Source organism: Streptomyces sp. NPDC017056 (assembly GCF_044332485.1).
Taxonomy (GTDB): domain Bacteria; phylum Actinomycetota; class Actinomycetes; order Streptomycetales; family Streptomycetaceae; genus Streptomyces.
This window is the reverse complement of the sequence record NZ_JBIRPD010000001.1, coordinates 314,596-339,295: the sequence shown is the minus strand read 5'-3', so window position 1 is coordinate 339,295 and position 24,700 is coordinate 314,596. Positions and strand designations below refer to the sequence as shown.

The 24,700-nt window shown below is 72.5% G+C and carries 23 protein-coding genes and 1 riboswitch; of the genes, 9 read left to right on the top strand and 14 right to left on the bottom strand.

Annotated elements, in window-relative coordinates; all coding sequences use genetic code 11:
- The first annotated feature begins 91 nt into the window (after nt 1–91).
- The 3 genes from ACH4OW_RS01545 to ACH4OW_RS01535 are packed head-to-tail and all read left to right on the top strand — an operon-like array spanning nt 92 to nt 2,314.
- A complete protein-coding gene (locus tag ACH4OW_RS01545; protein WP_398024079.1) occupies nt 92–937 on the top strand; it encodes a helix-turn-helix domain-containing protein in 846 nt (281 codons plus the stop codon).
- Nucleotides 897–1,313, top strand: a complete 417-nt coding sequence (locus ACH4OW_RS01540) for a DUF397 domain-containing protein (RefSeq protein ID WP_398024077.1) — start codon at nt 897–899, stop codon at nt 1,311–1,313. Before ACH4OW_RS01545 ends, ACH4OW_RS01540 begins: the two co-directional genes overlap by 41 nt.
- Nucleotides 1,310–2,314, top strand: a complete 1,005-nt coding sequence (locus tag ACH4OW_RS01535; RefSeq protein ID WP_398024075.1) for an aldo/keto reductase — start codon at nt 1,310–1,312, stop codon at nt 2,312–2,314. The genes ACH4OW_RS01540 and ACH4OW_RS01535 overlap by 4 nt, the downstream gene beginning before the upstream one ends.
- 18 nt (nt 2,315–2,332) lie before the next feature.
- Here the strand turns inward: ACH4OW_RS01535 and ACH4OW_RS01530 are convergent, their stop codons facing one another.
- Together ACH4OW_RS01530 and ACH4OW_RS01525 are read right to left on the bottom strand one after the other, a co-directional pair.
- On the bottom strand, nt 2,333–3,421 hold the full coding sequence (locus ACH4OW_RS01530; RefSeq protein ID WP_398024432.1) for a CU044_5270 family protein: 1,089 nt from the start codon (nt 3,419–3,421) through the stop codon (nt 2,333–2,335).
- 13 nt (nt 3,422–3,434) lie between these two features.
- Nucleotides 3,435–4,079, bottom strand: a complete 645-nt coding sequence (locus tag ACH4OW_RS01525; protein ID WP_398024074.1) for an RNA polymerase sigma factor — start codon at nt 4,077–4,079, stop codon at nt 3,435–3,437.
- Nucleotides 4,080–4,160: 81 nt separating this feature from the next.
- On the opposite strand from ACH4OW_RS01525, the gene ctaD reads away from it, so the two are divergent.
- Both ctaD and ACH4OW_RS01515 read left to right on the top strand, forming a co-directional pair.
- Nucleotides 4,161–5,786 carry a cytochrome c oxidase subunit I gene (gene ctaD / locus ACH4OW_RS01520; RefSeq protein WP_360136856.1) on the top strand — a complete coding sequence of 542 codons (1,626 nt, stop codon included), beginning with the start codon at nt 4,161–4,163 and terminating at the stop codon, nt 5,784–5,786.
- Nucleotides 5,783–6,142 (top strand): hypothetical protein, encoded by a 360-nt coding sequence (locus tag ACH4OW_RS01515; protein WP_360136855.1) that lies wholly within the window; start codon nt 5,783–5,785, stop codon nt 6,140–6,142. Before ctaD ends, ACH4OW_RS01515 begins: the two co-directional genes overlap by 4 nt.
- A gap of 35 nt (nt 6,143–6,177) precedes the next feature.
- Here ACH4OW_RS01515 and ACH4OW_RS01510 read toward each other — a convergent pair whose 3' ends face one another.
- The 4 genes from ACH4OW_RS01510 to ACH4OW_RS01495 all read right to left on the bottom strand — a co-directional run bounded on the left by ACH4OW_RS01510 (nt 6,178) and on the right by ACH4OW_RS01495 (nt 9,636).
- Nucleotides 6,178–6,888, bottom strand: a complete 711-nt coding sequence (locus tag ACH4OW_RS01510; RefSeq protein ID WP_398024072.1) for a hypothetical protein — start codon at nt 6,886–6,888, stop codon at nt 6,178–6,180.
- 164 nt (nt 6,889–7,052) lie between these two features.
- Nucleotides 7,053–7,541 carry a DUF6114 domain-containing protein gene (locus tag ACH4OW_RS01505; RefSeq protein WP_360136853.1) on the bottom strand — a complete coding sequence of 163 codons (489 nt, stop codon included), beginning with the start codon at nt 7,539–7,541 and terminating at the stop codon, nt 7,053–7,055.
- Nucleotides 7,532–8,152 carry a DUF6230 family protein gene (locus ACH4OW_RS01500; protein ID WP_398024070.1) on the bottom strand — a complete coding sequence of 207 codons (621 nt, stop codon included), beginning with the start codon at nt 8,150–8,152 and terminating at the stop codon, nt 7,532–7,534. Before ACH4OW_RS01500 ends, ACH4OW_RS01505 begins: the two co-directional genes overlap by 10 nt.
- Nucleotides 8,153–8,403: 251 nt before the next feature.
- Complete coding sequence (locus tag ACH4OW_RS01495) at nt 8,404–9,636, bottom strand: cytochrome P450 (RefSeq protein ID WP_360136851.1); 1,233 nt, start codon at nt 9,634–9,636, stop codon at nt 8,404–8,406.
- A 287-nt stretch (nt 9,637–9,923) separates the two neighbouring features.
- Between ACH4OW_RS01495 and ACH4OW_RS01490 the strand changes: the two genes are divergently transcribed.
- The gene (locus ACH4OW_RS01490) at nt 9,924–11,093 is read left to right on the top strand and encodes a steroid 3-ketoacyl-CoA thiolase (RefSeq protein ID WP_360136850.1); all 1,170 of its coding nucleotides are present in this window, start codon (nt 9,924–9,926) and stop codon (nt 11,091–11,093) included.
- 27 nt (nt 11,094–11,120) lie between these two features.
- Here ACH4OW_RS01490 and ACH4OW_RS01485 read toward each other — a convergent pair whose 3' ends face one another.
- From ACH4OW_RS01485 to ACH4OW_RS01450, 8 genes are all read right to left on the bottom strand, one after another.
- Complete coding sequence (locus ACH4OW_RS01485) at nt 11,121–11,642, bottom strand: hypothetical protein (protein ID WP_398024067.1); 522 nt, start codon at nt 11,640–11,642, stop codon at nt 11,121–11,123.
- Nucleotides 11,643–11,748: 106 nt separating this feature from the next.
- The gene (locus ACH4OW_RS01480) at nt 11,749–12,195 is read right to left on the bottom strand and encodes a transglycosylase SLT domain-containing protein (protein WP_398024065.1); all 447 of its coding nucleotides are present in this window, start codon (nt 12,193–12,195) and stop codon (nt 11,749–11,751) included.
- A gap of 322 nt (nt 12,196–12,517) precedes the next feature.
- The gene (locus ACH4OW_RS01475) at nt 12,518–13,423 is read right to left on the bottom strand and encodes an ECF transporter S component (RefSeq protein WP_398024063.1); all 906 of its coding nucleotides are present in this window, start codon (nt 13,421–13,423) and stop codon (nt 12,518–12,520) included.
- Nucleotides 13,420–15,195, bottom strand: coding sequence for an ABC transporter ATP-binding protein (locus ACH4OW_RS01470; RefSeq protein WP_398024060.1), 1,776 nt, complete (start codon nt 15,193–15,195; stop codon nt 13,420–13,422). The genes ACH4OW_RS01475 and ACH4OW_RS01470 overlap by 4 nt, the downstream gene beginning before the upstream one ends.
- Nucleotides 15,192–16,403, bottom strand: a complete 1,212-nt coding sequence (locus ACH4OW_RS01465; RefSeq protein ID WP_398024058.1) for a CbiQ family ECF transporter T component — start codon at nt 16,401–16,403, stop codon at nt 15,192–15,194. Before ACH4OW_RS01465 ends, ACH4OW_RS01470 begins: the two co-directional genes overlap by 4 nt.
- Nucleotides 16,400–17,122, bottom strand: coding sequence for an SCO2322 family protein (locus tag ACH4OW_RS01460; RefSeq protein ID WP_398024056.1), 723 nt, complete (start codon nt 17,120–17,122; stop codon nt 16,400–16,402). The genes ACH4OW_RS01465 and ACH4OW_RS01460 overlap by 4 nt, the downstream gene beginning before the upstream one ends.
- A complete protein-coding gene (locus tag ACH4OW_RS01455; RefSeq protein ID WP_360136843.1) occupies nt 17,122–18,435 on the bottom strand; it encodes a prenyltransferase/squalene oxidase repeat-containing protein in 1,314 nt (437 codons plus the stop codon). Before ACH4OW_RS01455 ends, ACH4OW_RS01460 begins: the two co-directional genes overlap by 1 nt.
- 255 nt (nt 18,436–18,690) lie before the next feature.
- A riboswitch (cobalamin riboswitch) is annotated at nt 18,691–18,792 on the bottom strand.
- A gap of 80 nt (nt 18,793–18,872) precedes the next feature.
- Nucleotides 18,873–19,946, bottom strand: coding sequence for an MBL fold metallo-hydrolase (locus tag ACH4OW_RS01450; protein WP_360136842.1), 1,074 nt, complete (start codon nt 19,944–19,946; stop codon nt 18,873–18,875).
- 144 nt (nt 19,947–20,090) lie between these two features.
- Between ACH4OW_RS01450 and ACH4OW_RS01445 the strand changes: the two genes are divergently transcribed.
- From ACH4OW_RS01445 to lanKC, 3 genes are all read left to right on the top strand, one after another.
- Nucleotides 20,091–21,542 carry an aldehyde dehydrogenase gene (locus ACH4OW_RS01445; RefSeq protein ID WP_398024053.1) on the top strand — a complete coding sequence of 484 codons (1,452 nt, stop codon included), beginning with the start codon at nt 20,091–20,093 and terminating at the stop codon, nt 21,540–21,542.
- Nucleotides 21,543–21,549: 7 nt separating this feature from the next.
- Complete coding sequence (locus tag ACH4OW_RS01440) at nt 21,550–21,819, top strand: ferredoxin (protein WP_398024051.1); 270 nt, start codon at nt 21,550–21,552, stop codon at nt 21,817–21,819.
- A 185-nt stretch (nt 21,820–22,004) separates the two neighbouring features.
- Nucleotides 22,005–24,635: a class III lanthionine synthetase LanKC gene (lanKC, locus tag ACH4OW_RS01435; RefSeq protein ID WP_398024049.1), complete on the top strand. Its 2,631-nt coding sequence runs from the start codon at nt 22,005–22,007 to the stop codon at nt 24,633–24,635.
- The last annotated feature ends 65 nt before the right edge of the window (nt 24,636–24,700 follow it).

Genomic DNA, 24,700 nt, shown 5'->3' with positions numbered 1-24,700 from the left:
TGTCCAGCGTGCGACCGGATGGCTACGCTGAGCTACGTACGGAAGCCAACCTGTCACGCTGTTGGCAGAGTTGATCAAGGGGGCGTGGCCCGTGGTACGCAACAGCTTGGATCCCAGCGCATCGCCGCTCGACCACTATGGCTGCGAGCTGCGGCGTTACCGGGAGGCGGACGGGCTCACGCTCAAAGAGCTGGGTGCGAGGGCCAGCTATACCGGTTCGCTGATCGGCCAGGTCGAGACGGCGAAGAAGGTGCCGACGCGCCAGTTCAGTAAGCGCATGGACGACGCATTGAAGACGGACGGGGCGCTGCAACGCCTGGTGGGCCTGGTCTTGCGCAGCCAGCTCCCGGCTTGGTTCGCGGAGGCGGCGCTACGAGAGGCCAAGGCCGCGGAGATCTACGTGTTTCAGGCACAACTGGTGCACGGACTGTTGCAGACCGAGGAGTACGCGCGTGCGGTTCTCGGGGCGGTGAGTCAGGACGGCGTGGAGGGCAAGGTGGCCGCCAGGCTCGACCGCCAGCGGGTTCTGGCGAAGGACGACCCGCCTGTGCTGTGGGTGGTTCTGGGCGAGGCGGTCCTTTACCAGGAAATCGGTGGCCGAGCGGTAATGCGAAGGCAACTGGCGCATCTGTTGGACTTCGGCGGCAACCCGTGGGTGAACGTCCAAGTGCTGCCGTTCGTGGCGGGAGCCCATGCCGGACTGCAAGGCTCGTTCACGCTCTACCGCTTCGAAAGCGACCCGGCCCTCGTTTCCTTCGAGGGGTACGGCATGCAGCATGTGACCCCAAACCCGGCCGAAGTCAGGGACCTTGGGCTTCGTTACGCTCACCTACAAGCCGCTGCCCTGTCGCTTCAGGACTCGGCGGAGCTGATCCAGCGAGTGATGGAGGAACGCTATGGGGACCACACCCGAGCCCCCCGAAGCCCAGTGGCGTAAGTCCAGTTACAGCGGCGACCAAGGCGGCGAGTGTGTCGAGTGCGCGCCCCTCGGCTCTGCCCGCTGGCATAAGTCCTCTCACAGCAGTGACACCGGCGGCGAGTGTGTGGAGTGTGCTGCTCAAGGGATTGCCTGGCTCAAGTCCACCCACAGCGATGACAAGGGTGGTGACTGCGTCGAATGCGCTCCCATCGGGGCCGCGTCCTGGCGCAAGTCCAGTCGCAGTGGCGACACCGGTGGCGACTGCGTCGAAATAGCCCCCCACCCCACCACCATCGCCATCCGTGACTCCAAGAACCCCACCGGCCCCGCCCTCACCCTCCCCCCGGCCGCGTTCGCGGCCTTCGTGGCGGCCGTTGCGGGCGGGATCCTGTGAGGTATCGGCGGCTCGGGGCCGGTGGGCCCATCGTTTCGGCGGTTGGGCTCGGGTGTATGGGGATGTCCGTCGCGTACGGGCCCGCCGACCCGGCGGAAGCGCGGCGGGCGCTGGATCGGGCTGCCGAGCTGGGCGTGACGTTCCTCGATACTGCCGACGCGTACGGGCGTGGTGCGAACGAGGAGTTCGTGGGGGACTGGGTGCGCAGCCGGGGTCGGGGCGCGCGGGACGCCATCGTGCTCGCGACCAAGTTCGGGCTGCGGCACGATCCCGTGTCCGGGCGGGTGGACGCCGTCGACACCTCGCCCGCGTACGTCCCGGTCGCGTGCGACGCCTCGTTGCGTCGGCTCGGTGTCGAGTACGTCGATCTTTACTACGCGCATCGGCGCGACCCTGCCGTGCCGGTGGAGGAAACCGTCGGGGCCATGGCGGAGCTGGTCGCGGCGGGGAAGGTGCGGCACTTGGGGCTGTCCGAGGTCAGCCCAGAGACGCTGCGCAAGGCGCACGCCGTGCACCCCATCAGTGCCGTACAGGTCGAGTACTCGCTGTTCACCCGGGAGGTGGTGGAGGGCGAACTGCTCGGCACCTGCCGGGAACTGGGCATCGCCGTCGTGGCGTACTCGCCGCTCGGGCGCGGGATGCTTGCCGGTGCGCTCGCTTCGCGTGAGGAGCTGAGCGAGGGGGACAACCGGCGTCGCTGGCCGCGGTTCTCGGACGGGAACATCGAGCGCAATCTCGCGCTCGTCCGTGCCGTACGGCGCGTCGCGGACGAGATCGGTGTGCCCCCGGCGCGCGCCGCGCTCGCCTGGCTGCTCGCGCAGGGCGAGGACATCGTGCCGATCCCCGGTACGAAGCGGGCGCAATACGTGGAGGAGAACGCCGCCGCGGCCGGGCTGACGCTTACCGCCGAGCAGTCGGCACGGTTGCGCGCGGCCGTGCCCGCCGACGCCGTGGCGGGTGCGCGCTACCCGCGGCAGGCCCTCGACCGGCTCGGTCACTGAGAAGCGCCGGGGCGCGGCTTACGGCATCCACGCCTCGTACGACAGGACGTCGCCTGACTTGATCTTGAAGTCGGGTACGTCCTTCGTGAACGTCGTTTCCATGCCGAGGACCCGGCCGGTCTCGGGGTCGAGGATGACCAGTTGCAGCGTGCCGTCCATGGCGCCGTCCGACGTGTCCGTGCCGCGGTACGCGTACGCCTGGCCGCGGCGTCCCAGGCGGTCGACGACCTGGCCTGCCGGGCGCAGGTCGGGCAGCCGGGACAGCATGCGCGCCACCGCGGCCGACTCGCGCGGGCCCGGGGTCCACTCCTGGAGGAAGGAGGAGAGGGCCATCAGGAGGGGCTGGGTTTTCGAGCCGGCGCCGCTGTAGAAGGTGGAGAGGTACGAGCGGAGCTCGTCGGGGTCGGCGGGTGGGCGTGCGGGGAGTGTGCCGTCGCCGGTGACGGGGTCGTCAAGGCGCGTGCCTTCCGGGTACGTCTTGCGGTGCAGCACCTTGCCGTCGTTGACGGTGCGCCACTCGCCGTCGGCGTCGTTGATCACCGGGCGGCCGGGGTGCCGCGGATCGGTGGCGACGACCAGTTCCGAGCCGCTGCCGTCCGGGTTCCAGCGGGTGATGCGCTCTTCGGGGACGGTGACCGGCGGTGCGGCGTCGGGGCCCGTCCGCATGCTCAGGTACCAGCTCTGGAGGTGGCTGCCGCGGTGCGGCTTGGGGGCGCCGCGCAGGGCGCGGGCGTGGGCCTCGGCGTTGCGGGCGACCTGGTCGAGCGGGAGGGCGGGCGCGTCGCGTTGTACGACGAGTGCGGTGGGGGCGGCCTGGGCCGGTGACGTGCCGGCGCCGGAGAAGGTGAGGGTGAGGGCAGTGATCGCGGCGGCCGAGGCGGCGGTCGCGCCGATGAGGAGGCGCCGGGTGCAGCGCGGCCGGGGCGTACGAGACGGCCGGGGTGTACGGGGGGAGCGCTCGGGCGCCGGCGCGTCGGAGGGCGCGTCGGCGCTCATGAGGGCGGCCAGCCGGTGTTCCGCGCGGGCGTCCAGCGGGCGGTCGCGCCAGGGGCCCGCGTCGGACGGCGCGGGGTCGGCCTGCCGCAGCAGTTCCAGTTCGTCAGTCATGGCTGCGTCGGCGTCAGTCATGGCTGCGGCCTCCGGCTCGGGTCGGCACCGCGGGTGCGGGCAGGGGGGATCGGTGTGCGGTCGTACGGCGTGGGAGTGGGCGTGGAGGGGGGACCGGGTCGGCTGGGGGCGCTGGTGCCGCTGGTGGCGTCTTGGTGCGTAGTCGGTCTATCTGCGTACGGAGACGGTTGCGCGCCCGGTGCAGCCGCATCGCCGCGGCGCTCTGGGTGCAGCCGAGGGTCACGGCCAGTTCCTGGAGGGTCAGTTCCTCCCAGGCGGTCAGGCGCAGTACTTCCTGGTCGGCGGGGGAGAGGCGGTCCAGGGCCTCGTGCACCCAGGAACCGGGCCGGTCCGTGTCGGGGCTGTCCACGGTCTGGCGGCGGTGGGCCGCCTCGTGGTTGCCGAGGCGGTGCAGCAGGCGCCGGTAGCGGCCGAAGCCGCGCACCGTGTTCGACAGGCAGTTGCGGGCGACTCCGTACAGCCACGGCAGCGGCGACTCGGGCAGCTCGGCGCGGCGCCGCCACGCTATGGAGAAGACCTCCGCCACCACCTCCTCGACGTCGTCCGCCTGGCCGCTGTCCAGGCGGCGGGCGACGAAGCGGCTGACCGCCCAGTAATGCGCGCGGTAGGCGTCGGCGAAGGCTGCGTCCTTGCTCATGATCTGTTGGTGTCCGGCACGCCCCCGATCTTCACACCCGGTTGCGGTGAAGTTCTCCGGGGCCCCGGACACCTACGGTGCATGAAGTCTCCCGTGAAGTGGCTGACGACCACCGACCACAAGACGATCGGCACGCTGTACCTGGTCACCTCGTTCGCGTTCTTCTGTATTGGCGGCCTGCTGGCCCTGCTGATGCGCGCCGAGCTGGCCAGGCCGGGTCACCAGATCGTGTCGAACGAGCAGTTCAACCAGGCGTTCACGATGCACGGCACGATCATGCTGCTGATGTTCGCGACGCCGCTGTTCTCCGGTTTCGCGAACTGGATCATGCCGTTGCAGATCGGCGCGCCCGATGTCGCGTTCCCCCGGCTCAACATGCTCGCGTACTGGCTCTATCTCTTCGGCTCGCTGATCGCGGTCGGTGGGTTTCTCACACCGCAGGGCGCGGCCGACTTCGGCTGGTTCGCCTATGCGCCGCTCTCCGATTCCGTGCATTCCCCCGGCATCGGCGGAGACATGTGGATCATGGGTCTGGCCCTGTCCGGCTTCGGTACGATCCTCGGCGCGGTCAATTTCATCACCACGATCGTCTGCATGCGCGCTCCGGGCATGACGATGTTCCGCATGCCGATCTTCACCTGGAACGTGCTGCTGACCGGTCTGCTGGTCCTGCTGGCCTTTCCGGTGCTCGCGGCGGCGCTCTTCGCGCTGGAGGCGGACCGTAAATTCGGGGCGCATGTATTCGATGCGGCCAATGGCGGCGCGCTGCTCTGGCAGCATTTGTTCTGGTTCTTCGGGCACCCCGAGGTGTACATCATCGCGCTGCCGTTCTTCGGCATCGTTTCCGAGGTGATTCCGGTCTTCGCGCGGAAGCCGATGTTCGGTTACGTCGGGCTCGTCGCGGCGACGATTTCGATCGCGGGGCTTTCGGTGACGGTGTGGGCGCACCACATGTACGCGACGGGTGGCGTCCTGCTGCCGTTCTTCTCGTTCATGACGTTCCTCATCGCGGTGCCGACCGGTGTGAAGTTCTTCAACTGGATCGGGACCATGTGGCAGGGCAGTCTGTCCTTCGAGACGCCGATGCTGTGGGCGGTCGGGTTTTTGATCACCTTCACCTTCGGCGGCCTGACCGGCGTGATCCTCGCGTCGCCGCCGATGGACTTCCACGTGACCGACTCGTACTTCGTCGTCGCCCACTTCCACTACGTCATCTTCGGCACGGTCGTCTTCGCGATGTTCGCCGGATTTCACTTCTGGTGGCCCAAGTTCACCGGCAAGATGCTGGACGAGCGGCTCGGGAAGATCACGTTCTGGACGCTGTTCGTCGGCTTCCACGGCACGTTCCTCGTCCAGCACTGGCTGGGCGCCGAGGGCATGCTGCGGCGCATTCCCGACTATCTGGCGGCCGACGGCTTCACTACGCTCAACACCGTCTCGACCATCTTCTCGTTCCTCCTCGGCATGTCGATCCTGCCGTTCCTTTACAACGTCTGGAAGACCGCCAAGTACGGCGAGCAGGTCGGGACCGACGACCCGTGGGGCTGGGGCAGGTCGCTGGAATGGGCCACCTCGTGCCCGCCGCCCCGGCACAACTTCACCGTCCTGCCGCGCATTCGCTCCGAATCCCCGGCATTCGACCTGCACCACCCCGGGGCCGGGGCGTCCGGACCGGACCGTGAGAAGGAGCGAGGTGCGCTGGTATGAGCGGTGGCAGCGGTACGCCGGCCGGCACGGCAGCGGCGATCAACGAGATCGAGGGGTATTTGCTCTGGGAGGCCGAGAAGGACCGTGCGCGCACCCGCGCGGAGGCGTTCTGCGCCGGGCTTCCGTGGCTGACGCGTGCGCAGCGGGAGGAAGTCGAACGGCATTACCGGGCGGACCAGCTGGAGGTATCGCGTACGTATCTGCGGCGCGTCGCCGCGCGGAGCGGGGAGCTGCGTGCCGAATACGAAGGCGTCTACCGGGTGCTGCGGCGCCGGCTGGTGGCGGGCTTCCTGGCCGCGGTGGTGGTGCTGGTGGCCGGGGCCGCGGCGGTCGCCGTTGCCCTCACCGGCGGGTGAGGGCAACGGCCTGACGGCACCGGGGGCCTGGTGCGTCAGCCGGTGACCGTGATCTGCGACGCCGGGTCGGTGGTGTCGGCGACCCGGTAGTTCGCGTTGAAGGTGGAGGTGGTGGCGCTGGTCGGGCAGCCGAAGCCGCCGACGACCTTCACCGGTACCGAGGCGTTGGTGAAGGTGAGGGAGGACGGCGCGCCGTTGGTCCAGGTGCCGCTCACCACCGCTGCGCCGGTGGGTGCCGCGGTCACCGTACATGTGGCCAGGCCGCTGGTCTTCAGGACGAAGCCGCCGGTCGGAATGGTCAGCCCGGCGGTGATGGACGACCCGTTCTGCATGGAGACGCCCCAGTCGCCGGAGGTCTCGATGGTGGCGCGGACGCCCGGCATGCTGGTGGTGCAGGAGCTGTAGGTGGGGGCCGAGATGCCGTTGCTGACCGGGCCGGTGGCGTTGGTGTTGTCCGGGGCGTTTGGTACCTGGCCGGTGGCGTGCGAGACGGTGCAGGTCACGGTCACCGAACCGGCCTTGAAGGTGGCCTTGCCGCTGAGGTCGGCGGTGTAGGAGTGCCCTGCGGGGGTGACGGTGGTCGAGTCGAGGGCGACGGGCCGGCCGGTGGCGGGTTGGGCGGCGGCCGAGCCGGTGAGGGCCAGGGACAGGGACGCGGTCGCGAGGATCCCCGTACCGGCGGCGAGCAGGGCGCGCGGCCGTACGCGGGAGTGATGTGCGCGAGAGCGTGCGGGTCTGTGCGTCATCGCGGATCTCCTTCTGCGAGCGGTGTGTACACATGACGGACCGGCGTACGCGGACGACGTCCCTGACGTACGCGTACGACGGGCCAGGGGGAAAGCCGGAGGGGACGGTGCTGCGGCGGGAGGGGCGGACCGGACCGGGCTGGGGGGACGGTCCGGGCCGGGGGTCAGCTCTGCGGCTGCTTGGTGTCCGACGGTGCCGACGGTGCCGGTTCCGGTTCGGCGCCGGGCCCGGTGGTCGTACCCGACCCGGTATCCGCGTCCGGCCCGGTATCCGTACCCGGTTCCGGCAGCGGACGCGGCTGCCAGGCGAAGATCATGCCGCCGCCGAGGATGCCGACGATCGTGCCGAACAGGAACCCGCCGAGGTTGGACATGACCAGCGCCGCGGCGGCGACCAGGACGGTGAGGATGCCGGCCAGGCCCCGGTAGTGCGGCGCGAACCACGCGGACAGGCCCATCAGGATCATCACGATGCCCATCAGGACCGACGGGATTCCGGCGATGCCCTGCTGGAGCATGACCTTGAGCGGCGCCAGCGGAATCGCGCAGATCTCCGCGCCGGCGACGACGGCCGCCAGCCCGCCCCAGAAGGGGCGGCCCTTGCGCCAGCGCCGCCAGGCCGTGGTGCGCCGGCGCCGCCGGGTCAGAAGCATTCCTTCTTGCCCTTGGAGATGGCCATGCTCAGACCGGACAGCCGGAAGGTTCCGGCGTTGGTGGCCCAGGCCGTCTGCTTGAGGTTGGTGATGTTCACGTCGTCGGCCTGCTGGGCGAAGAGGTCCTGCATGCCCTGGGCGGTGGCGGGGCCCTTGTCGAGGGTGGAGGCGTCCCGGCCGATCTCGATGTTGTTGAAGTCGGCGTTGCCGGAGAGCTGAGTGGCGTCCACGAAGAGGTCGGTCGCCTTGACCGGCGTATTCCCCCTGCCCGCGGTGAGGTTGAGCGAGATGTCGCCGATCACCGGCAGGGTGGTGACGACCGACTGGCACAGGCTGCGCAGCTCGGCCTTCTTGATGGCGGTCACGGCCACCGGCAGCAGGTCGCCGCGGGCGTTCTGGTCGACGCCGCCGTACTGGGCGAAACCGTCGCCCTTGAGGGAGGCGGCGGACACCTTGAACTGCTGGCCCGATACGGCGAACGAGGCCGCGAGCGCGCCGTTGGCCAGGGCGATGGCCAGGGCCGCCGTCCCGGCGAAGGCCGGCACGGACAGCACGGCGAACTTGCGCCAGCTGACCCGCCCCGTGACGTGTCTGCCGTGTGCGTCCTTCATGTGAGTGGTCCCCTTCGATGTGCGGTGGATCGCGCAGCCGAAAAGTGTGGGGGAACGTGCTGGACACGTGACCGGAGCGTGGGGGCACGTGGAGGTCACGTGGAGGGTGTGCAGAACTCGCCGGTGTTACTGGCGAGTTGAATGTAAGTCTGCCAGTAGCCGTTGGCAAGGTTGAGGACCGAAGGAACCACAGGAGACGCAAAAGTGACGACGCGGGGCCGCGGGGACGCAGGGGGACGGCGACCGGCGGCCTACGCGTACCGGACCCGCAGTTCCTTCACCCCGTTGAGCCAGGCGGACCGCAGGCGGCGCGGGGAGCCCGCGAGGGCGATGTCCGGCACGGCGTCCGCGATCGCGTTGAAGATCAGGTCGATCTCCAGGACCGCGAGCGACTTGCCGAGGCAGAAGTGCGGGCCGCCGCCGCCGAATCCCAGGTGCGGATTGGGATCGCGGGTGATGTCGAACGTCTCGGGGTGGTCGAAGACCTCGGGGTCGTGGTTGGCGGAGGCGTAGAAGAGGCCGACGCGCTGGCCCTTGCCGATCCGCGCGCCGCCCAGGGTCGTGTCCTGGGTGGCGGTGCGCTGGAAGGAGACGACGGGGGTCGCCCAGCGCACGATCTCCTCGGCCGCGGTGCGCGGCCGCTCCCGCTTGTACAGGTCCCACTGGTCCGGGTGGGTCAGGAACGCGTGCATGCCGTGCGTGATCGCGTTACGCGTCGTCTCGTTGCCCGCCACGGCCAGCAGCAGGACGAAGAACCCGAACTCGTCCGAGGCGAGGTTGCCCTCGTCCTCCGCCGCGACGAGCCGGCTGACGATGTCCTCGGCCGGGCACTCCTTGCGGGCCGCGGCCAGGTTCATCGCGTACGAGATCAGCTCGGCGGCCGCGTTGCCGCCGACCTCCTCGGTGATGGCCAGCTCGGGGTCGTCGTACGCGATCATCTTGTTCGACCAGTCGAAGATGCGGGCCCGGTCGTCCTGCGGGATGCCGATCAGCTCGGCGATGGCCTGGAGGGGGAGTTCGCAGGCGATGTCGGTGACGAAGTCGCCGGACTCCTTGCGCCGCGCCTCGGCGACGATGGCCCGCGCCCGGCCGCGCAGGGCCTCTTCCAGGGCGCGGATGGCGCGGGGCGTGAAGCCGCGCTGGACGATCTGGCGGACCCGGGTGTGCTCCGGCGGGTCCATGTTCAGCATGATCAGTTTCTGTACGTCGATCTTGTCGCGGGTCATCGCCGCGTTGAAGCGGATGATCGAGGTGTTGAGGCTCGCCGAGAAGAGCTCCGGCCGGGTGGAGACCTCCTTGACGTCCTCGTGGCGGGTCACGGCCCAGTAGCCGTCGTCGTCGAACCCGGCGATGCCGTGCGGCTGGGCGTTCCACCAGACGGGGGCGGTCCGCCGCAGCCGGGCGAACTCGGGCAGCGGTACGCGGCTCTGGTAGACGTCGGGGTCGGTGAGGTCGAATCCGTCGGGCAGCGCGGGGCAAGGCATCTCGGCACTCCAGATCTGGTCCGGACCGGTACCGGCCGGCCGGTCGGCTGTCCTGACGGCCCGTCAGCTCATGGCCGTGAAGGTAGTAACGAGTTCTATAAGTGGCAAGGGGGCAGGAGCCGCCAACTGCCGCCGCGCGCACGCGAATACCGGCCGAAGGGCGGTGCAGCACCCTTGCGCCCCCGGCTGCGCCTCAAGAGACTGTCCGTGGAACTAGAACGCGTACCAGTTCCGCCGTCGGGGGTGCCGGGACGTCCTGCGGGGCGCGAGGAGAGGACGAGTCAGTCATGGCCGCGGAACCCGTCATCGTCGAAGCCGTACGCACCCCGATCGGCAAGCGCGGCGGCGCGCTCGCCAACCTCCACCCCGCCTACCTCCTCGGCGAGACCTACCGCGAACTGCTCGCCCGCACCGGCATCCAGCCCGACTGCGTCGAACAGATCGTCGGCGGCACGGTCACCCACGCCGGCGAGCAGTCCATGAACCCGGCGCGCACCGCCTGGCTGACGATGGGCCTCCCGTACGAGACCGCTGCCACCACCGTGGACTGCCAGTGCGGCTCGTCCCAGCAGGCCAACCACATGGTCGCCAACATGGTCGCGGCCGGCGTCGTCGACATCGGCATCGGGTGCGGGGTGGAGGCCATGTCCCGGGTGCCGCTGGGCAGCGGCTCCAAGTACGGGCCGGGCAAACCCTGGCCGGACGAGTGGAACGTGGACCTGCCCAACCAGTTCGAGGCGGCCGAACGCATCGCCCGCAACCGGGGCCTGACCCGCGAGAACGTGGACGCGCTCGGCCTCCTCTCCCAGGAGCGGGCCGCGGCCGCCTGGGCCGAGGAACGCTTCAAGCGCGAGACGTTCGCGGTGCAGGTGCCGACCACGGAGGAGGAACAGGCCGCGGGGCAGGGCATGTGGCGGCTCGTGGACCGCGACGAGGGGCTGCGCGACACGAGCTTGGCGGCGCTCGGCGGACTCAAGCCGGTCATGCCGACCGCCGTGCACACGGCCGGCAACTGCTCGCAGATCTCCGACGGCGCGAGCGCGGTGCTGTGGGCGTCCAAGCGGATGGCCCGCGCGCTCAAGCTCAAGGCGCGGGCCAGGATCGTCGCCCAGGCCCTGGTCGGCGCGGACCCGCACTACCACCTCGACGGGCCGATCGACGCGACCCGGGCCGTCCTGGGCAAGGCCGGGATGTCGCTCAAGGACATCGACCTCGTCGAGATCAACGAGGCGTTCGCCTCGGTCGTGCTGTCGTGGGCGCAGGTCTTCGAACAGGACCTGGAGAAGGTCAATGTGAACGGCGGCGCGATCGCACTGGGCCACCCGGTCGGCGCGACGGGGGCGCGGCTCATCACCACCGCGCTGCACGAGCTGGAGCGCACGGACAAGGAGTTCGCGCTGGTCACGATGTGCGCGGGCGGGGGACTGGCGACGGGGACGATCATCCAGCGACTGTGAGGGCGCGGGGCGGCGGCCCCGGGACCCTCATGCCTGGAGAATCTCGTCCATTACCCGCTCGATCTCGCGGAGCTTGCGGGGCCGCTGCCGCAGCAGTTGCCCGATCGCGTGGCCCACCCAGTCCGCGTCACCGAACTTGTGGACCTTTTTGGCATGTCCGGTGTGCGCGAGCAGCGCGCCGAACAGGGCGAGTTCGGTCATGTCGTACCAGCGGGGGTGGCGGTTGAAGGCGACCACCCGGTCCTCGTACGGGTGGCGCAGTGTCATGTGCAGATAGCCGCGGCCGATCCCCTTCCAGGGGCCCGGCAGCCCGCCGAGCATGGCCATCGGGCCGTAATTGCCGCTTTTCGGGTGCTTCTCGCCGAGGGTGAAGCGGGGGCCCAGCATGATCCTCGACCAGGGGATCAGCAGCTCCTCGGTGCGGGTGCGCTGGTACAGCCCGTCGGCGCGGAACACCAGCCAGTCGCCGTACGGGCGGCTGTAGTCACCCACCGTCCAGCGGTCACCGGACCACTCCAGCGGCCCCAGAGACGTGCCCATGTCGCTCATCCCGTTATTGGATCACAAGGGCCGATAACCGGACGCCGCTTGCCCCCGGCGACAGAGTCGGTCCGGGGGCTCCGCTGCTCAGTACCGGCTGCTCGGTGCCGGCTGCTCAGTACCAGTTGTGGGACTGCCAGAAGTTCCAGGCGTCGCAGGGGCTGCCGTAGGTGGTGTTCATGTAGTCCAGGCCCCACTTGATCTGGGTCTCCGGGTTGGTCTTCCAGTCCGGGCCCGCCGAGGCCATCTTCGAGCCCGGCTGTGCCTGGACGAGGCCGTAGGCGCCGCTGGACGGGTTGGTGGCGGTCGGGTTCCAGCCGCTCTCCCGCTCGACGATGTTGCTGAAGCACTGGTACTGCGCCTGGTCCGGGATCAGCTTGTGCGCCGCGGCCTTGGCGTCGCTCGCGCTCGCGGAGGACGGGGCCTGCGCGGGGGCGGCGGCCTGGGCCGGAGTGGCGCCGAAGGCGGCGGCCGAAGCGCCCAGGGCGACGGCGCCGACGACGACGGCGGCCTTCTTGCGGGCGGCGAGACGGCTGGTGATCGTGGACGAGGGGGAGGTCACGGAGGAGGAACCTTCCGACAGGGTGCAAGGGGCGCCGCCGAGGGCGCGGCCGGGGGGAGAGGCCGCGCTGCTCTCGGCGACACATCCACCCTGGGAAGTGCTCGGGCGGGATGGCAATCCCCCGCTCTTACTAGTGGATCTCGCACGCGGGGCGGGAAGTCCTGCCCGTGTATCCCCGAGAGGTAGCGGATCGACGGGAGGGGTCGGTCTACGAAGGGGGCTCGTATGTGACGGAAGTCCTGTGGGTGGGGTCACAGGGAGGAGGGGTGGGGGTAATAGGCCATGGCCGGACCTGCCTGTTACGGCGGTTCGGGCCTGCCTGTTACTGCGGGGCTTGTTCCGCTCCCGGTTTCCGGTCTGCCCCCGGTGCCGACTCGAACGTCGCCGGGGCGTCGAAAGCCGCGCGGCGGGTGGCCCGGCGCAGTGCCTTGAGGAGGGTGCCGCCGAGGGTGAGGGTGAGGACGACCGTGACCAGGGCGCGGGGCAGGTCCCAGCCGAGCGAGGTGGCCAGGCAGTAGGCCAGGAAGCGGGCCAGGTTGTCCGGCAGCGGGTCGCCGGGTACGAACGAGACGCCCGAGCCCATGCCGCCGATGTAGGGCCAGCCCTGGAGGTTCATGACCAGGCCGTACAGGACGGCGGCGACGGCGCCGTACGCCGCGATCACCACGAGTTCGCGGCGGCCGCGCAGCCGGTCGGGTCCCGGCAGCAGGCCCGCGCCCATCGCCACCCACCCCATCGACAGCATCTGGAACGGCATCCACGGCCCCACGCCGCCGGTCAGCAGCGCGGAGGCGAACATCGACACCGAGCCGAGCACGAAGCCGAAGCCGGGGCCCAGTACCCGGCCCGCCAGCACCATCAGGAAGAACATCGGCTCGATGCCGGCGGTGCCCGCGCCGAGCGGGCGCATCGCCGCGCCCGCCGCGGCCAGGACGCCGAGCATGGCGATGGCCTTCGCGTCCAGGCCGGGGGCGCCGCCGGAGGCGGCGGAGGCCGAGGTGTCGGCGATCGTGGCCACGACGACGGCGAGCAGCAGCGGCAGCAGTGCCGCGAACAGCCACGGAGCGTCGTGGGAGTGCGCGAGGCCGGAGGCGGAGTTGGCCAGCAGCGGCCATCCGAAGGCCATGACGCCGGCGGCCGAGACGAGGACGAGCGCGGTGACGGCGCGCGGGCCCAGCCGGACGGCGCGCGCCTGCCGGTCGGGCGGGGCGGGGAGCGTACGGCTCATGCCGTGGCCTCCAGGGCGTGGGCGACCTGTGGCACGGTGAGCCACGGCAGGGGCGCGAGCACCTTGGCGACCTGCGGCGCGAAGGCGGGCGAGGAGACGACGACCTCGGCGGTGGGCCCGTCCGCGACGATCTCGCCGTCCGCGAGGATGACGACGCGGTGGGCGAGCTCGGCGGCCAGTTCGACGTCGTGCGTGGCCAGGACGATGGCGTGCCCCTCGGCGGCCAGTCCGCGCAGCAGTTCCACCAGGCGGCCCTTGGCCGCGTAGTCCAGGCCGCGGGTCGGCTCGTCGAGCAGGAGCAGCGGCGGGCGGGCGGTGAGCACGACGGCCAGTGCGAGGGCGAGCCGCTGGCCCTCGGAGAGGTCGCGCGGGTGGGTGTCGTCCCCTACGTCCGGGAGCAGCCGGGTGACCAGCGCCCGGCAGGTGCCGGGGGCGGCGTCCGCGTCGTGGTCGGCGGCGGCGCACTCGGCGGCGACGGTGTCCGCGTACAGCAGGTCGCGCGGTTCCTGCGGTACGAGGCCGACGTGCCGCAGCAGCTCGCGCGGGCCGGTGCGGTGCGGTGCGGCGCCGCCGACGCGTACCGAGCCGGCGGCGGGCTCGTGCATCCCGACGAGGGTGGTCAGGAGTGTGGACTTGCCCGCGCCGTTGCGGCCCATGAGGGCGATGGTCTCGCCCGCGCGTACGGCCAGGCCGACGCGGTGCAGGGCGTCGGTCCGGCCGCGCCGTACGGAGAGGCCCACGGTTTCGGCGGCGAGCGGGCCGGAGGCGGGTACGGCGGACAGCGGCGCGGGGTGGGTGCCGGTTTCCTGGCGGTCCTCGCGGCGGCGCCACCGGCCGAAGCGTTTACGGGCGGCGCCGGTGTCACCCGGGGCCGCCCCGGCGGGCCCGGCAGCCTCGTCCGGCCCGGCAGGCACCGCTCCGGACGGCCCGGACAGCGCCGTGCCGCCCGGTTCCACCCCCGTGAGCCGTTCGCGCAGCGACGACGCCTTGCGGCGGGCGTCGCGTACGGACAGCGGCAGCGGCGACCAGTGGGCGAGGCGGCCGAGGGCCACCACCGGCGGGTGGACGGGGGAGACGGCCATGATGTCGGCGGGCGCGCCGACGACCGGCGGCGCGCCGGGGGCGGGCAGCAGGATGACCTGGTCCGCGTACTGGACGACGCGCTCCAGCCGGTGTTCGGCCAGCAGGACCGTGGTGCCGAGGTCGTGCACCAGGCGTTGCAGTACGGCGAGCACCTCTTCGGCGGCGGCCGGGTCGAGGGCCGAGGTCGGCTCGTCCAGGACCAGCACCTTGGGGTGGGTGGTGAGGACCGAGCCGATCGCGACGCGCTGCTGCTGGCCGCCGGAGAGCGTGGTGATGGCGCGGTCGCGCAGGTCGGCGAGGCCGAGGAGGTCGAGGGTCTCCTCGACGCGGCGGCGCATGACGTCGGGGGCCAGGCCCAGCGACTCCATGCCGTAGGCGAGTTCGTCCTCGACGGTGTCGGTGACGAAGTGGGCGAGCGGGTCCTGGCCCACGGTGCCGACCACGTCGGCCAGTTCGCGCGGCTTGTGGGTGCGCGTGTCCCGGCCCGCCACGGCGACGCGGCCGTGCAGGGTGCCGCCGGTGAAGTGCGGTACGAGGCCGCAGACGGCGTTCAGGACGGTGGACTTGCCGACGCCGGACGGGCCGACGAGGAGGCAGAGTTCGCCCTCCGGCACGGTCAGGTCGATGCCCTGGACGGCGGGCCGTGCGGCGTCCCCGTAGGTGACCGACACCTGGTCGAAGCGGATCACTGGGGGGACTCCTTCGTGTGCGGCGCGCCCGGCGCCGGTGACGTGCTGACTGCGGTCCGCCGGGGACCCGTACGGTCCCGGCCGTCCGTCTCCTCCGCCTCCTCGGCCGCCGCTCCCGAGGCCCGTGGCGGCAGCGGCGCCACGAACGCGGGCAGCAGGCCCACCAGGATTCCGGCGGCCGGCCACAGCGGGAGGGCGGGCGCGGTGAGCGGGACGGCGGGCGGGTGCAGAGCGGCCGGGTCGTAGGAGTTCGCCCAGATCATCACGGCCGCCACCGCGACGCCCGACCCGGAGACCAGCCAGGCGCGCACGCCCCACCGGTCCGGGCGGTAGCGGCTGCGCACGGTCCTGCGGCCGCCCAGCCACAGTCCGCCGAGGGCCGCGACGAGCCCGGCGAGCAGCACCGGCAGGCCGTACGCCGCTCCCGTGTCGGCCAGCAGCCCGTACGTGCCGGCGCACACCCCGAGCAGGCCGCCGAGGGTGAGTGCCGTGGTGGTGTGCCGTACGGCGGTCGGCACCTGGGCCGTACGGCCGTAGCCGCGCGCGTCCATGGCCGCCGCCAGTGACACCGAGCGTTCCAGCGCGCCTTCCAGGACGGGCAGCCCCACCTGGAGCAGCGCCTTGAACCCCCGGTCGGGGCGGCCGCGCAGGCGGCGCGCGGCCCGCAGTCGCTGGACGTCGGCGACGAGGTGGGGCGCGAAGGTCATCGCGACGACGACCGCGACGCCCGCCTCGTACAGCGCCCCCGGCAGCGACTTGAGCAGCCGGGCGGGGCTGGCGAGTGCGTTGGCGGCGCCGACGCAGATGAGCAGGGTGCCAAGTTTCAGGCCGTCGTAGAAGGCGAAGAGCATGCCTTCGACGGTGACCCGGCCGCCGATGCGCACGCCGCGTGCCCACTCGGGCAGCGGCACTTCCGGCAGCGTCACCAGGGTGTGGGTGCCGGGGATGGGCGAGCCGAGGAAGAACGCGAAGACCAGCCGGATGCCGATGACCAGCAGGCCCAGTTTCAGGAACGCGCCGTACGAGCGGGCCCACGGCGCGTCCGAGCGGCGCGCCGCGACCACGTACCCGGCGACCCCGATCAGCAGGCCCAGCAGCAGCGGGTTGGTCGTCCGCGAAGCGGCGGTGGCCAGGCCCAGTGCCCACAGCCACCAGGCGCCCGCGTGCAGCGCGGTCGAGCGGGTCGCCCGGGGGGCGCGGGCGCTCATCCGCGGCGGCGGCGCGCCTGCCACCCGGCCGCCGCGCCCAGGACGACCACGGCGGCGATGCCGCCGATCAGTCCGGCGGAGGGGCCGCCCGAGTCGTCGCCGTCCGCACCCTCGCCGGAGGCGGACGCGTCCCCGGAGGCACCGGGGTCCGGGGTGCCGGACCCCGGCGCCGAGCCCGGTCCTGCCTTGTCGGCGCAGCCCGACTTCGGGTACCCGGCGATCGCGCACAGCAGCGCGTTCGCGTCGTAGCGCAGCGGCCCCGCGACGGCGGCCAGCGCGTCACCGACCGTGCCGTCCTCGGGCAGCCGCGCGCACTCCGTACGGACCGCGGGCGGGGTCTCGCCGCCCGGCGCCTCCGCCTTCGTGCCGAAGTCGAGGACCAGCCCGACGCGCTTGGAGCCGTCCTCGGCGGGCGTCTTCCCGCAGATCGCGGCGAAGTCCGCGGCGCGGCGCGGCTTGCCGGCCGCCGCCGAGTCGGCGCTGACGGTGAAACGGAAGCCCGCCACGGCACCGTCCCGGGGGCGGCTGGTGGCCGGGCCCTCGGTCGCGTACGACCAGCCCCCGTCCTTCGCCGGTGAGGCGCCCGCCGCCGGTCCGTCCCAGAACGACCAGTAGCGGTACTCCTGCGCCTGCGCGGGCGCGGCGCCCAGGCCCGTGACCGTGCCGGCCAGGACCAGGGCGCCGAGCAGGCGGACGTGCCGGGGCCGCGGCGGGCGCATCAGGAACCGCTCTTGTGCCGGCGGCCGCTCACCAGGAACCCGGCGCCGACGCTCGCCACGAACACGACGCCGACGATCCACCACGTGCCGGAGCCCGAGTCGTCCTTGTCCTTCGCGTCCTTCTGCGGGGCGGCGGACGGCGCGGCGCTGCCGGCCGGCTTCGGCCCGGTGGCGTTCAGCTGCGCGACCAGGTCGTTGCCGCCGAAGGCGCGCGGGTCGCCGCCGGCGGCGTGCGCGGCCAGCACCAGCTGCGCGTACGCGGCCGGGCCGCCTTCCTTGGCCCACTTCGCGGAGTTCTTCTCCAGCCACTGCAACGGCTTCTGGGCGGCCGCGCCGTGCGAACCGGCGGCGAGCGCCAGTACGGCGTCGGCGGTGTTGCCCACGTCGGGCTGGTTCTCCGCGCCCGGCATCGCGGACTTGAGGTGCTGCCCGCCCGCGTCGAGCACCGAGACCAGGTACGCCGCACCGCCCTCGGCGGCCTTCTTCGGGTCCCGCTGCTTGGCCTTGCCGCCGTCGCACTTCAACGGCTCGACCGGCTCGTTGACGTCCTTGCCCGCCGGGTCCACGACGAAGCCGTCGCCCAGCCCGCCGAGCACGGCCGCCGCGGTGGCGTCCGCGTTCGGGGCCAGCTTGCCGTCCTTGGGCTGGAAGGCGAACGCGCCGCGCTCCCCCTTCTTCGCCTCGCAGCCCAGCTGGAAGGTGACCAGCGCGTCGTACGGGGACTTGCCGCCCTTCTTGACGGACTCCGGCTTCTCGCCCGCCGCCTTGAGCGCGCCGATCACCACGGACGTGGAGTTGGCGTCACTGGGCGAGCCGCTCATCGAGCTCCAGCCGCCGTCCTTGTTCTGCACCGACTTCAACCACTTCACGGCCTTCTGCACGGCGTCGTCGTGCCCGCCGAGCGCGGCCAGCGCCTGCACGGCGGCGCCCGTCTGGTTGGTGTCCCGCATCGTCTTGCCGTCGCACGCCTTGGCCGGGGTGGCCCGGAAGGCGGCGAAGGCACCGTCGGAGCACTGCTGGCCGGCGAGCCAGTCGACGCCCGTCACCGACGGGCGCACCCCGACGGTGCGCTGCGCGAGCAGCGCCAGCGACTGCCGCCACACGCCGTCGAACTGCGGGTCCTTCGTGCCGTACAGACCGTCGGGCAGCTTGGCGGCGGGCGTGGGGGAGTCGGCGGCCGCCACGGGCGCGCCGGCCGCACACAGCACGGCGGCGCCGGCCAGCGCCGCGGCGGCGCGGCGCGCCAGGACGGCGAAGGTGGGGGCCGTGGAAGCCCTGGGAGCCAGGGGAGCCTGGGAAGCCGTGGTGGCCATCGGGTCGGTGCCTCTCGGGTCAGTTCGCTGCGGTGGGCGCGCAGCCGCACTCGGACGCCCCGCCGCACGCCGATCGGTCGTCGGCCGCGGTGGCACCGGGCTCAGCTCCGCATACCTCGACGGTGCCGCGCACCGGCCGTCCGCGCGAGGAGGCGCGGCCTTGCGGTGGCGGGAGCCTTGGTCGTGCCCCAACGAGTGCTCCGGCTCGCCGGGCGTACGGGCGGCCGGGGTGCCCGGGCCGGTGCGCGGCCCCGGCGTCCGACGCGTCGGTGCCGTACGTCCCGGATCACGGTTGCGGGTCAGCGCCGGATTTCCACCGGCTTCCCCCGATCGGGCACGGGATGAAATTGTCCCGCACACTTTAACCGGCGGCTTACGGGTGCCCTCCGGACGGCCCGGGCCCGTACGCGCGTACCGCGGGCGGCCGGGCGCGCTCCTCAGACGGCCAGATAGGCGACGGGGTCCGAGCCCGGGACCGGCTCGGCCTGTCCCAGCGCGACCAGGCGGCGCAGATGGGCCTCGGCCTCGGAGACCGCGATGGTGCGCGACCCGTACGGAATCCGCTCCCACGGGCGGTTCCACTCCATGGCCTCGGCGAGCTGCCAGGGCGTGCGGGGTACGGCGAGCAGGGCGCGCAGGCCGGCGAGCCGCGCCTCGTGGTGGGCGAGCAGCTCGCGTACCCGTCCTGCCGCGTCGGTGAAGGCGTGCTGGTGCGCGGGCAGCACCTCGGCGGGCGCGAGGCGGGCGACCCGGCGCAGGGAGTCGAGGTAGTCGCCGAGGGGGTCGGTGGCCGTCGCGTCGTCCGGGTCCTCGTACAGCCCGATGTGCGGGCTGATGCCGGGCAGCAGGTGGTCGCCGGAGAAGAGCCGGCCGTGCCCGGGCCTGCGCGCCGGGTGCTCCTCCTCCAGGTGCAGGCACACGTGGCCCGGCGTGTGCCCCGGTGTCCAGACGGCGCGGAGCCGGCGGCCCGGCAGGTCGAGCAGTTCGCCGGGGGCGATGGCGCGGTCGGGCAGCGCGGCCCGCTGGCCGGGCAGCGCCCGTCCGCCGCCCTCGGCGCGCGCCGTGCGCAACGGCGCCAGGTGGGCGTCGGGTGCTCCTGCCGCGGTCAGCTTGGCGGTCAAGTAGTCCAGCCACCGGCCGGGTTCGGCCTCGCGGGTGCGGCGTACGACGGCGGTGTCGGCGTCGTGCATGGCGATCCACGCGCCGGAGACCTCCCGTACGCGGGCGGAGAGGCCGTGGTGGTCCGGGTGGTGGTGGGTGATCAGTACGCCGTGGAGGCCGGTGACGTCGAAGCCGCAGGCGGCGATCCCGGCGGCCAGGGTGTCCCAGGAGTCCGGGTCGTCCCAGCCGGTGTCGACGAGGACCGGGCCGCGGCGGGTCTCCACGAGGTGGACGAGGGTGTGGCCGAGCGGGTTGTCCGGGATGGGTACGGCGACGGACCACACGCCGCCCTTGTGGTCGGTCACCCCGGGGCCGGCCGTGGCCTGCCCGGTTCCGGTCGCCTCCGGCATCCGCCGCCTCCCCGCCTCCGCGCGGCCAAGCCGCGCCGCCGTGCCGAGCATTGCCCACCATAACTGCAACTGGTATCAGTTCTGATGCAGCGTCAGAAACTTCGGCGGCATTCCCGGACGGTCGACCCGCAGGAGGCGGCAGCCATGAGCGACCTCGTCGAGCACGGACGGCTCTATATAGGCGGCGAGTTCGCCGATCCGGCCGGCGGCGACACCATCGAGGTGGTCTCGCCGCACACCGAGCAGGTCATCGGCCGGGTGCCGCACGCCTCGCGGACCGACGTGGACCGCGCCGTCTCCGCGGCCCGCTCCTCCTTCGACTCCGGGGTGTGGGCGCGGACGCCGCTCGCGGAGCGGATCGCGGTGGTCACCCGGATCAAGGACGCCTTCGCCGCGCGCAGCGAGGAGATCGCCAGGGTCGTCAGCGCCGAGAACGGCACCCCGTACACCTCCTCCGTCATGGTGCAGGCGCTCGCCGCGATGATGGCGTGGGACGCGGCCGTCACCGTCGCGCGCGACTTCCCGTTCGAGGAGCGCAGGGCCGGCGCGCTGGGGCCGCTGCTGGTGCGGCGCGAGCCGGTGGGCGTGGTGGCGGCCGTGGTGCCGTGGAACGTGCCGCAGTTCACCGCGGCGGCCAAGCTGGCGCCCGCGCTGCTGGCCGGCTGCTCGGTGGTCCTCAAGGTGTCGCCGGAGACGCCGCTGGACGCGTACGTCCTGGCGGACATCGCGAGCGGGGCCGGGCTGCCCCCGGGCGTGCTGTCGATCCTCCCGGCGGACCGGGAGGTGAGCGAGTACCTGGTCGGGCACCCGGACGTGGACAAGGTGGCCTTCACCGGCTCGGTCGCGGCGGGCAAGCGCGTCATGGAGGTGGCGGCGCGCCGGCTGACGCGGGTGACGCTGGAGCTGGGCGGCAAGTCGGCGGCGATCATCCTGCCGGACGCCGACCTGGACGCCGCGGTGGCGGGCATCGCGCCGTTCGCGTGGCTCGTCAACGGGCAGGCGTGCATCGCCCAGTCGCGCATCCTGGCGCCCCGCGAGCACTACGACGAGATCGCCGAGCGGTTCGTCGCCGCCGCCGGCGCGCTGCGCATCGGCGACCCCCTGGACCCGGCGACCGAGCTGGGCCCGCTGGTCACCCGGCGCCAGCAGCAGCGCTCGCTGGACTACATCTCCGTCGGGCAGCGGGAGGGCGCCAAGGTGCTGACGGGCGGCGGGCGGCCGAAGGGCGCGGAGACCGGCTGGTACGTGGAGCCGACGCTGTTCGGCGAGGTGTCCAACGCGATGCGCATCGCCCGCGAGGAGATCTTCGGCCCGGTGATCTGCCTGCTGCCGTACGAGACCGAGGAGGAGGCCGTCCGGATCGCCAACGACTCCGACTACGGGCTGTCCGGCTCGGTGTGGACCGCGGACACCGGGCACGGCGTCGACATCGCGCGGCGGGTGCGCACCGGCACGTACTCCGTGAACACCTTCAGCATCGACGTGCTCGGGCCCTTCGGCGGCTACAAGAACTCCGGCATCGGGCGGGAGTTCGGGCCCGAGGGCTTCGGCGCGTACCTGGAGCACAAGACGATCCACCTGCCGGCGGAAGGGTGAGGGCGGCATGAGCGGTAGGGGCGGTACGGGCGGCGAGCCGGAGGGCGGGCCCCGCTGGCGCGTGACGGTGGACCGGGGCGTGTGCATCGGCTCCGGGATGTGCGCGGCCACCGCGCCCGGCGGATTCGAGCTGGACGCGGCCCGGCAGTCGCATCCGCGCCGGTCCGAACGCGACGCGGACGAAGACGTGCTGGCCGCCGCCGAGGGGTGCCCCGTCGAGGCGATAGCCATCACGCTCGCGGACACCGGCGAGGCCGTCTTCCCGCCCGAGGAGTGAGCGGCTTCCGGCCACCGGCCGGGGCGGGCGTTCCCGCTGGGGCGGTGCTGGAGCGAGGCACGCGCCCACCGGTGCGTACCGTCGGTAACTCGTGAACTTCTCACAGTGATCTCGTGACATCTGCGACTGTTAACCCTCCCTGGCGGCGTGGAAATCTCAAGTCCACGCCGCCGAGGGGGGATTCGATGGAAAAGCGGTACGAGATCTACTGTCTCGCAGACAGAACCTTCTACGAGACCCCGGACCGTCTTTCCGCCGGCACCGGTACCCCGTCGGGCAGCGGCCCGCTCTACGAAGCGGCGCAACGCGCAGTCCCCGAAGGGTGGCGGTGTTTCCTCTCCGGGGACTGGCTCCACGTCAACCCCGTCGACGCCGCGGGCGAACCGCGCACCGGACTGCCCGCACAGGGCTGGAAGATCCACGTCTCCGCCTGTACGGACAACGCCGAGAAGACGGCCGCCCAGGTGTGGGACTACTGCGTCGCCCGGCTGATCCCGTTCAAGTTCGTACCCGGACCGCGCCCCCTGCACCTGCGCAACTCCAAGTACGCCGACCGCGGTTCGAGCGGCAAGTTCGCCACCATCTACCCGTCCGACGAGCAGCAGCTGCACACCGTCCTGCGGGAGCTGGGCGCACTGCTCGACGGCGAGGCGGGCCCGTACATCCTCAGCGACCTCCGGTGGCAGAACGGCCCGCTGTACGTACGCTACGGCGGCTTCACCCGGCGCTACTGCGTGGACGAGCAGGGCAGCCTCGCCGCCGCCATCGAGAACCCCGAGGGCAAGCTGGTCCCCGACCGGCGCGGCCCGGCGTTCAAGCCGCCGGAGTGGGTGACGCTGCCGGACTTCCTCGCCCCGCAGCTCGCCGCCCGCAACTCCACCACCGTCACGGACCTGCCGTACCAGATCGAGTCGGCGCTGCACTTCTCCAACGGCGGCGGCGTCTACCTCGGCCGCGACCGGCGCAGCGGCGACAAGGTGGTGCTCAAGGAGGCGCGCCCGCACGCCGGGCTGGCCGCCGACCGCGCCGACGCCGTCACGCGGCTGGAACGCGAGCGGGACGCGCTGCGGAAGCTGTCCGGGCTGGGCGTCGCGCCCGAGGTCCGCGACTGGTTCACGCTGGACGAGCACCGCTTCCTGGTCATGGACTACCTGGAGGGGCGCACCCTCAACTCCTTCTTCGCCGAACGGCACCCGCTGATCGGGACCGCGCCGGACCCGGCCGCGCTGGCCGAGTACACGCAGTGGGCCCTGCGCATCCACGCCGCGGTCGAGGGCGTGGTGACCGCCGTGCACCGCCGCGGCGTCGTCTTCAACGACCTGCACATGTTCAACATCATGGTCGCGCCCGACGAGCGCGGCGTGAAACTGCTGGACTTCGAGGCGGCGGCGGAGGCCGGTGCGGCGCAGCGGCAGACGCTGGCCCACCCGGGTTTCATCGCCCCCGCCGACCGCACCGGCTTCGAGGTGGACCACTACGCGCTCGCCTGCCTGCGGCTCGCGCTGTTCCTGCCGATGACCACCCTGCTGGTGATCGACCGGGACAAGGCCGCGCACCTCGCCGACGTCGTGGCGCACGAGTTCCCCGACGTGCCGGCGGAGTTCCTGGCCGAAGCGGTGGACGTGATCCAGGGCGCGCCGAAGGCCACGCCCGCGAGCACCCCGCAGACCCCGCCCGCGAAGCGGCGTACGGAACCCGCCCCCTACCTCCCCGCGGAGCCCGCCGACTGGCCGCGCTGCCGGGACTCCATGGTCCGCGGCATCCTCGCCTCGGCCACCCCCGAGCGCACCGACCGGCTCTTCCCCGGTGACATCGCCCAGTTCACGGACGGCGGCGGACTGGGGGTCGCGTACGGCGCGGCAGGCGTCCTCTACGCGCTCGCCGAGACCGGTGCCGGGGGGTACGGGGAAGGCGAAGAGTGGTTGTTGCGGCAGACCGCTCCGCCGCCCCCCGGCACCCCGCTCGGCTTCTACGACGGACTGGCCGGCGTCGCCTGCGTGCTGGACCGGCTGGGCCACCCCGAGCGGGCCATGGAGCTGATGGAGCAGATCCTCGCGGAGAAGTGGCACCGCCTCGCCCCCGACCTGCACGGCGGCCTGGCAGGCATCGGGCTGGCGCTCGACCACCTCGCCCGCACCCGCGGCGAGCGCGCACTGCGCGACCGGGCCCTGGAGGTCGCCGGGCACACCGCCGACCGGCTCGACGCCTGCGGAAAGCGGGCCGGCCTGCTGCGCGGCGCCAGCGGTCCCGCGCTGCTCTTCCTGCGGCTGTACGAGAGCACCGGCGACCCGAGCCTGCTCGACCTGGCGGCCGAGGCGCTCCGGCGCGACCTGGCGCGCTGCGTACGGAACAAGGAAGGCACCCTGGTCGTGGACGAGGGCCGGCGCACCCTGCCGTACCTCGGCGGCGGCAGCGTCGGCATCGCCACCGTCCTGGACGACTACCTGGCGCACCGGGCGGACGAGGAGTTCCAGGAGGCGCGGGCCGCCATCCTGCCGGCGGCCAAGTCCCGCTTCTACGCCCAGCCCGGCCTGTTCCGCGGGCGCGCCGGCTGCGTCCTGCACCTCGCGCGGACCACCACGCCGGGCACCGACCGCGACGGCGAGCTGGCGGCCCAGATCTCCTATCTGAGCTGGTACGCCGTGCCCTATCAGAAGCACCTGGCGTTCCCGGGCGACCAGATGATGCGCCTGTCGATGGACCTGGCGACCGGAACCGCGGGCTGCCTGCTGGCCCTCGGGGCCGCGCTGCACGACCGGCCCGTCCAGCTGCCCTTCCTCCCGCCGCCGCCCCCCTCCGGGACACGGCGGCCCTGAAGCCGGCTCCGGCCGGCGTGCCGGAGCCGTACCACCGGGTGACCGGGGAGACCCGCCACCCGGAA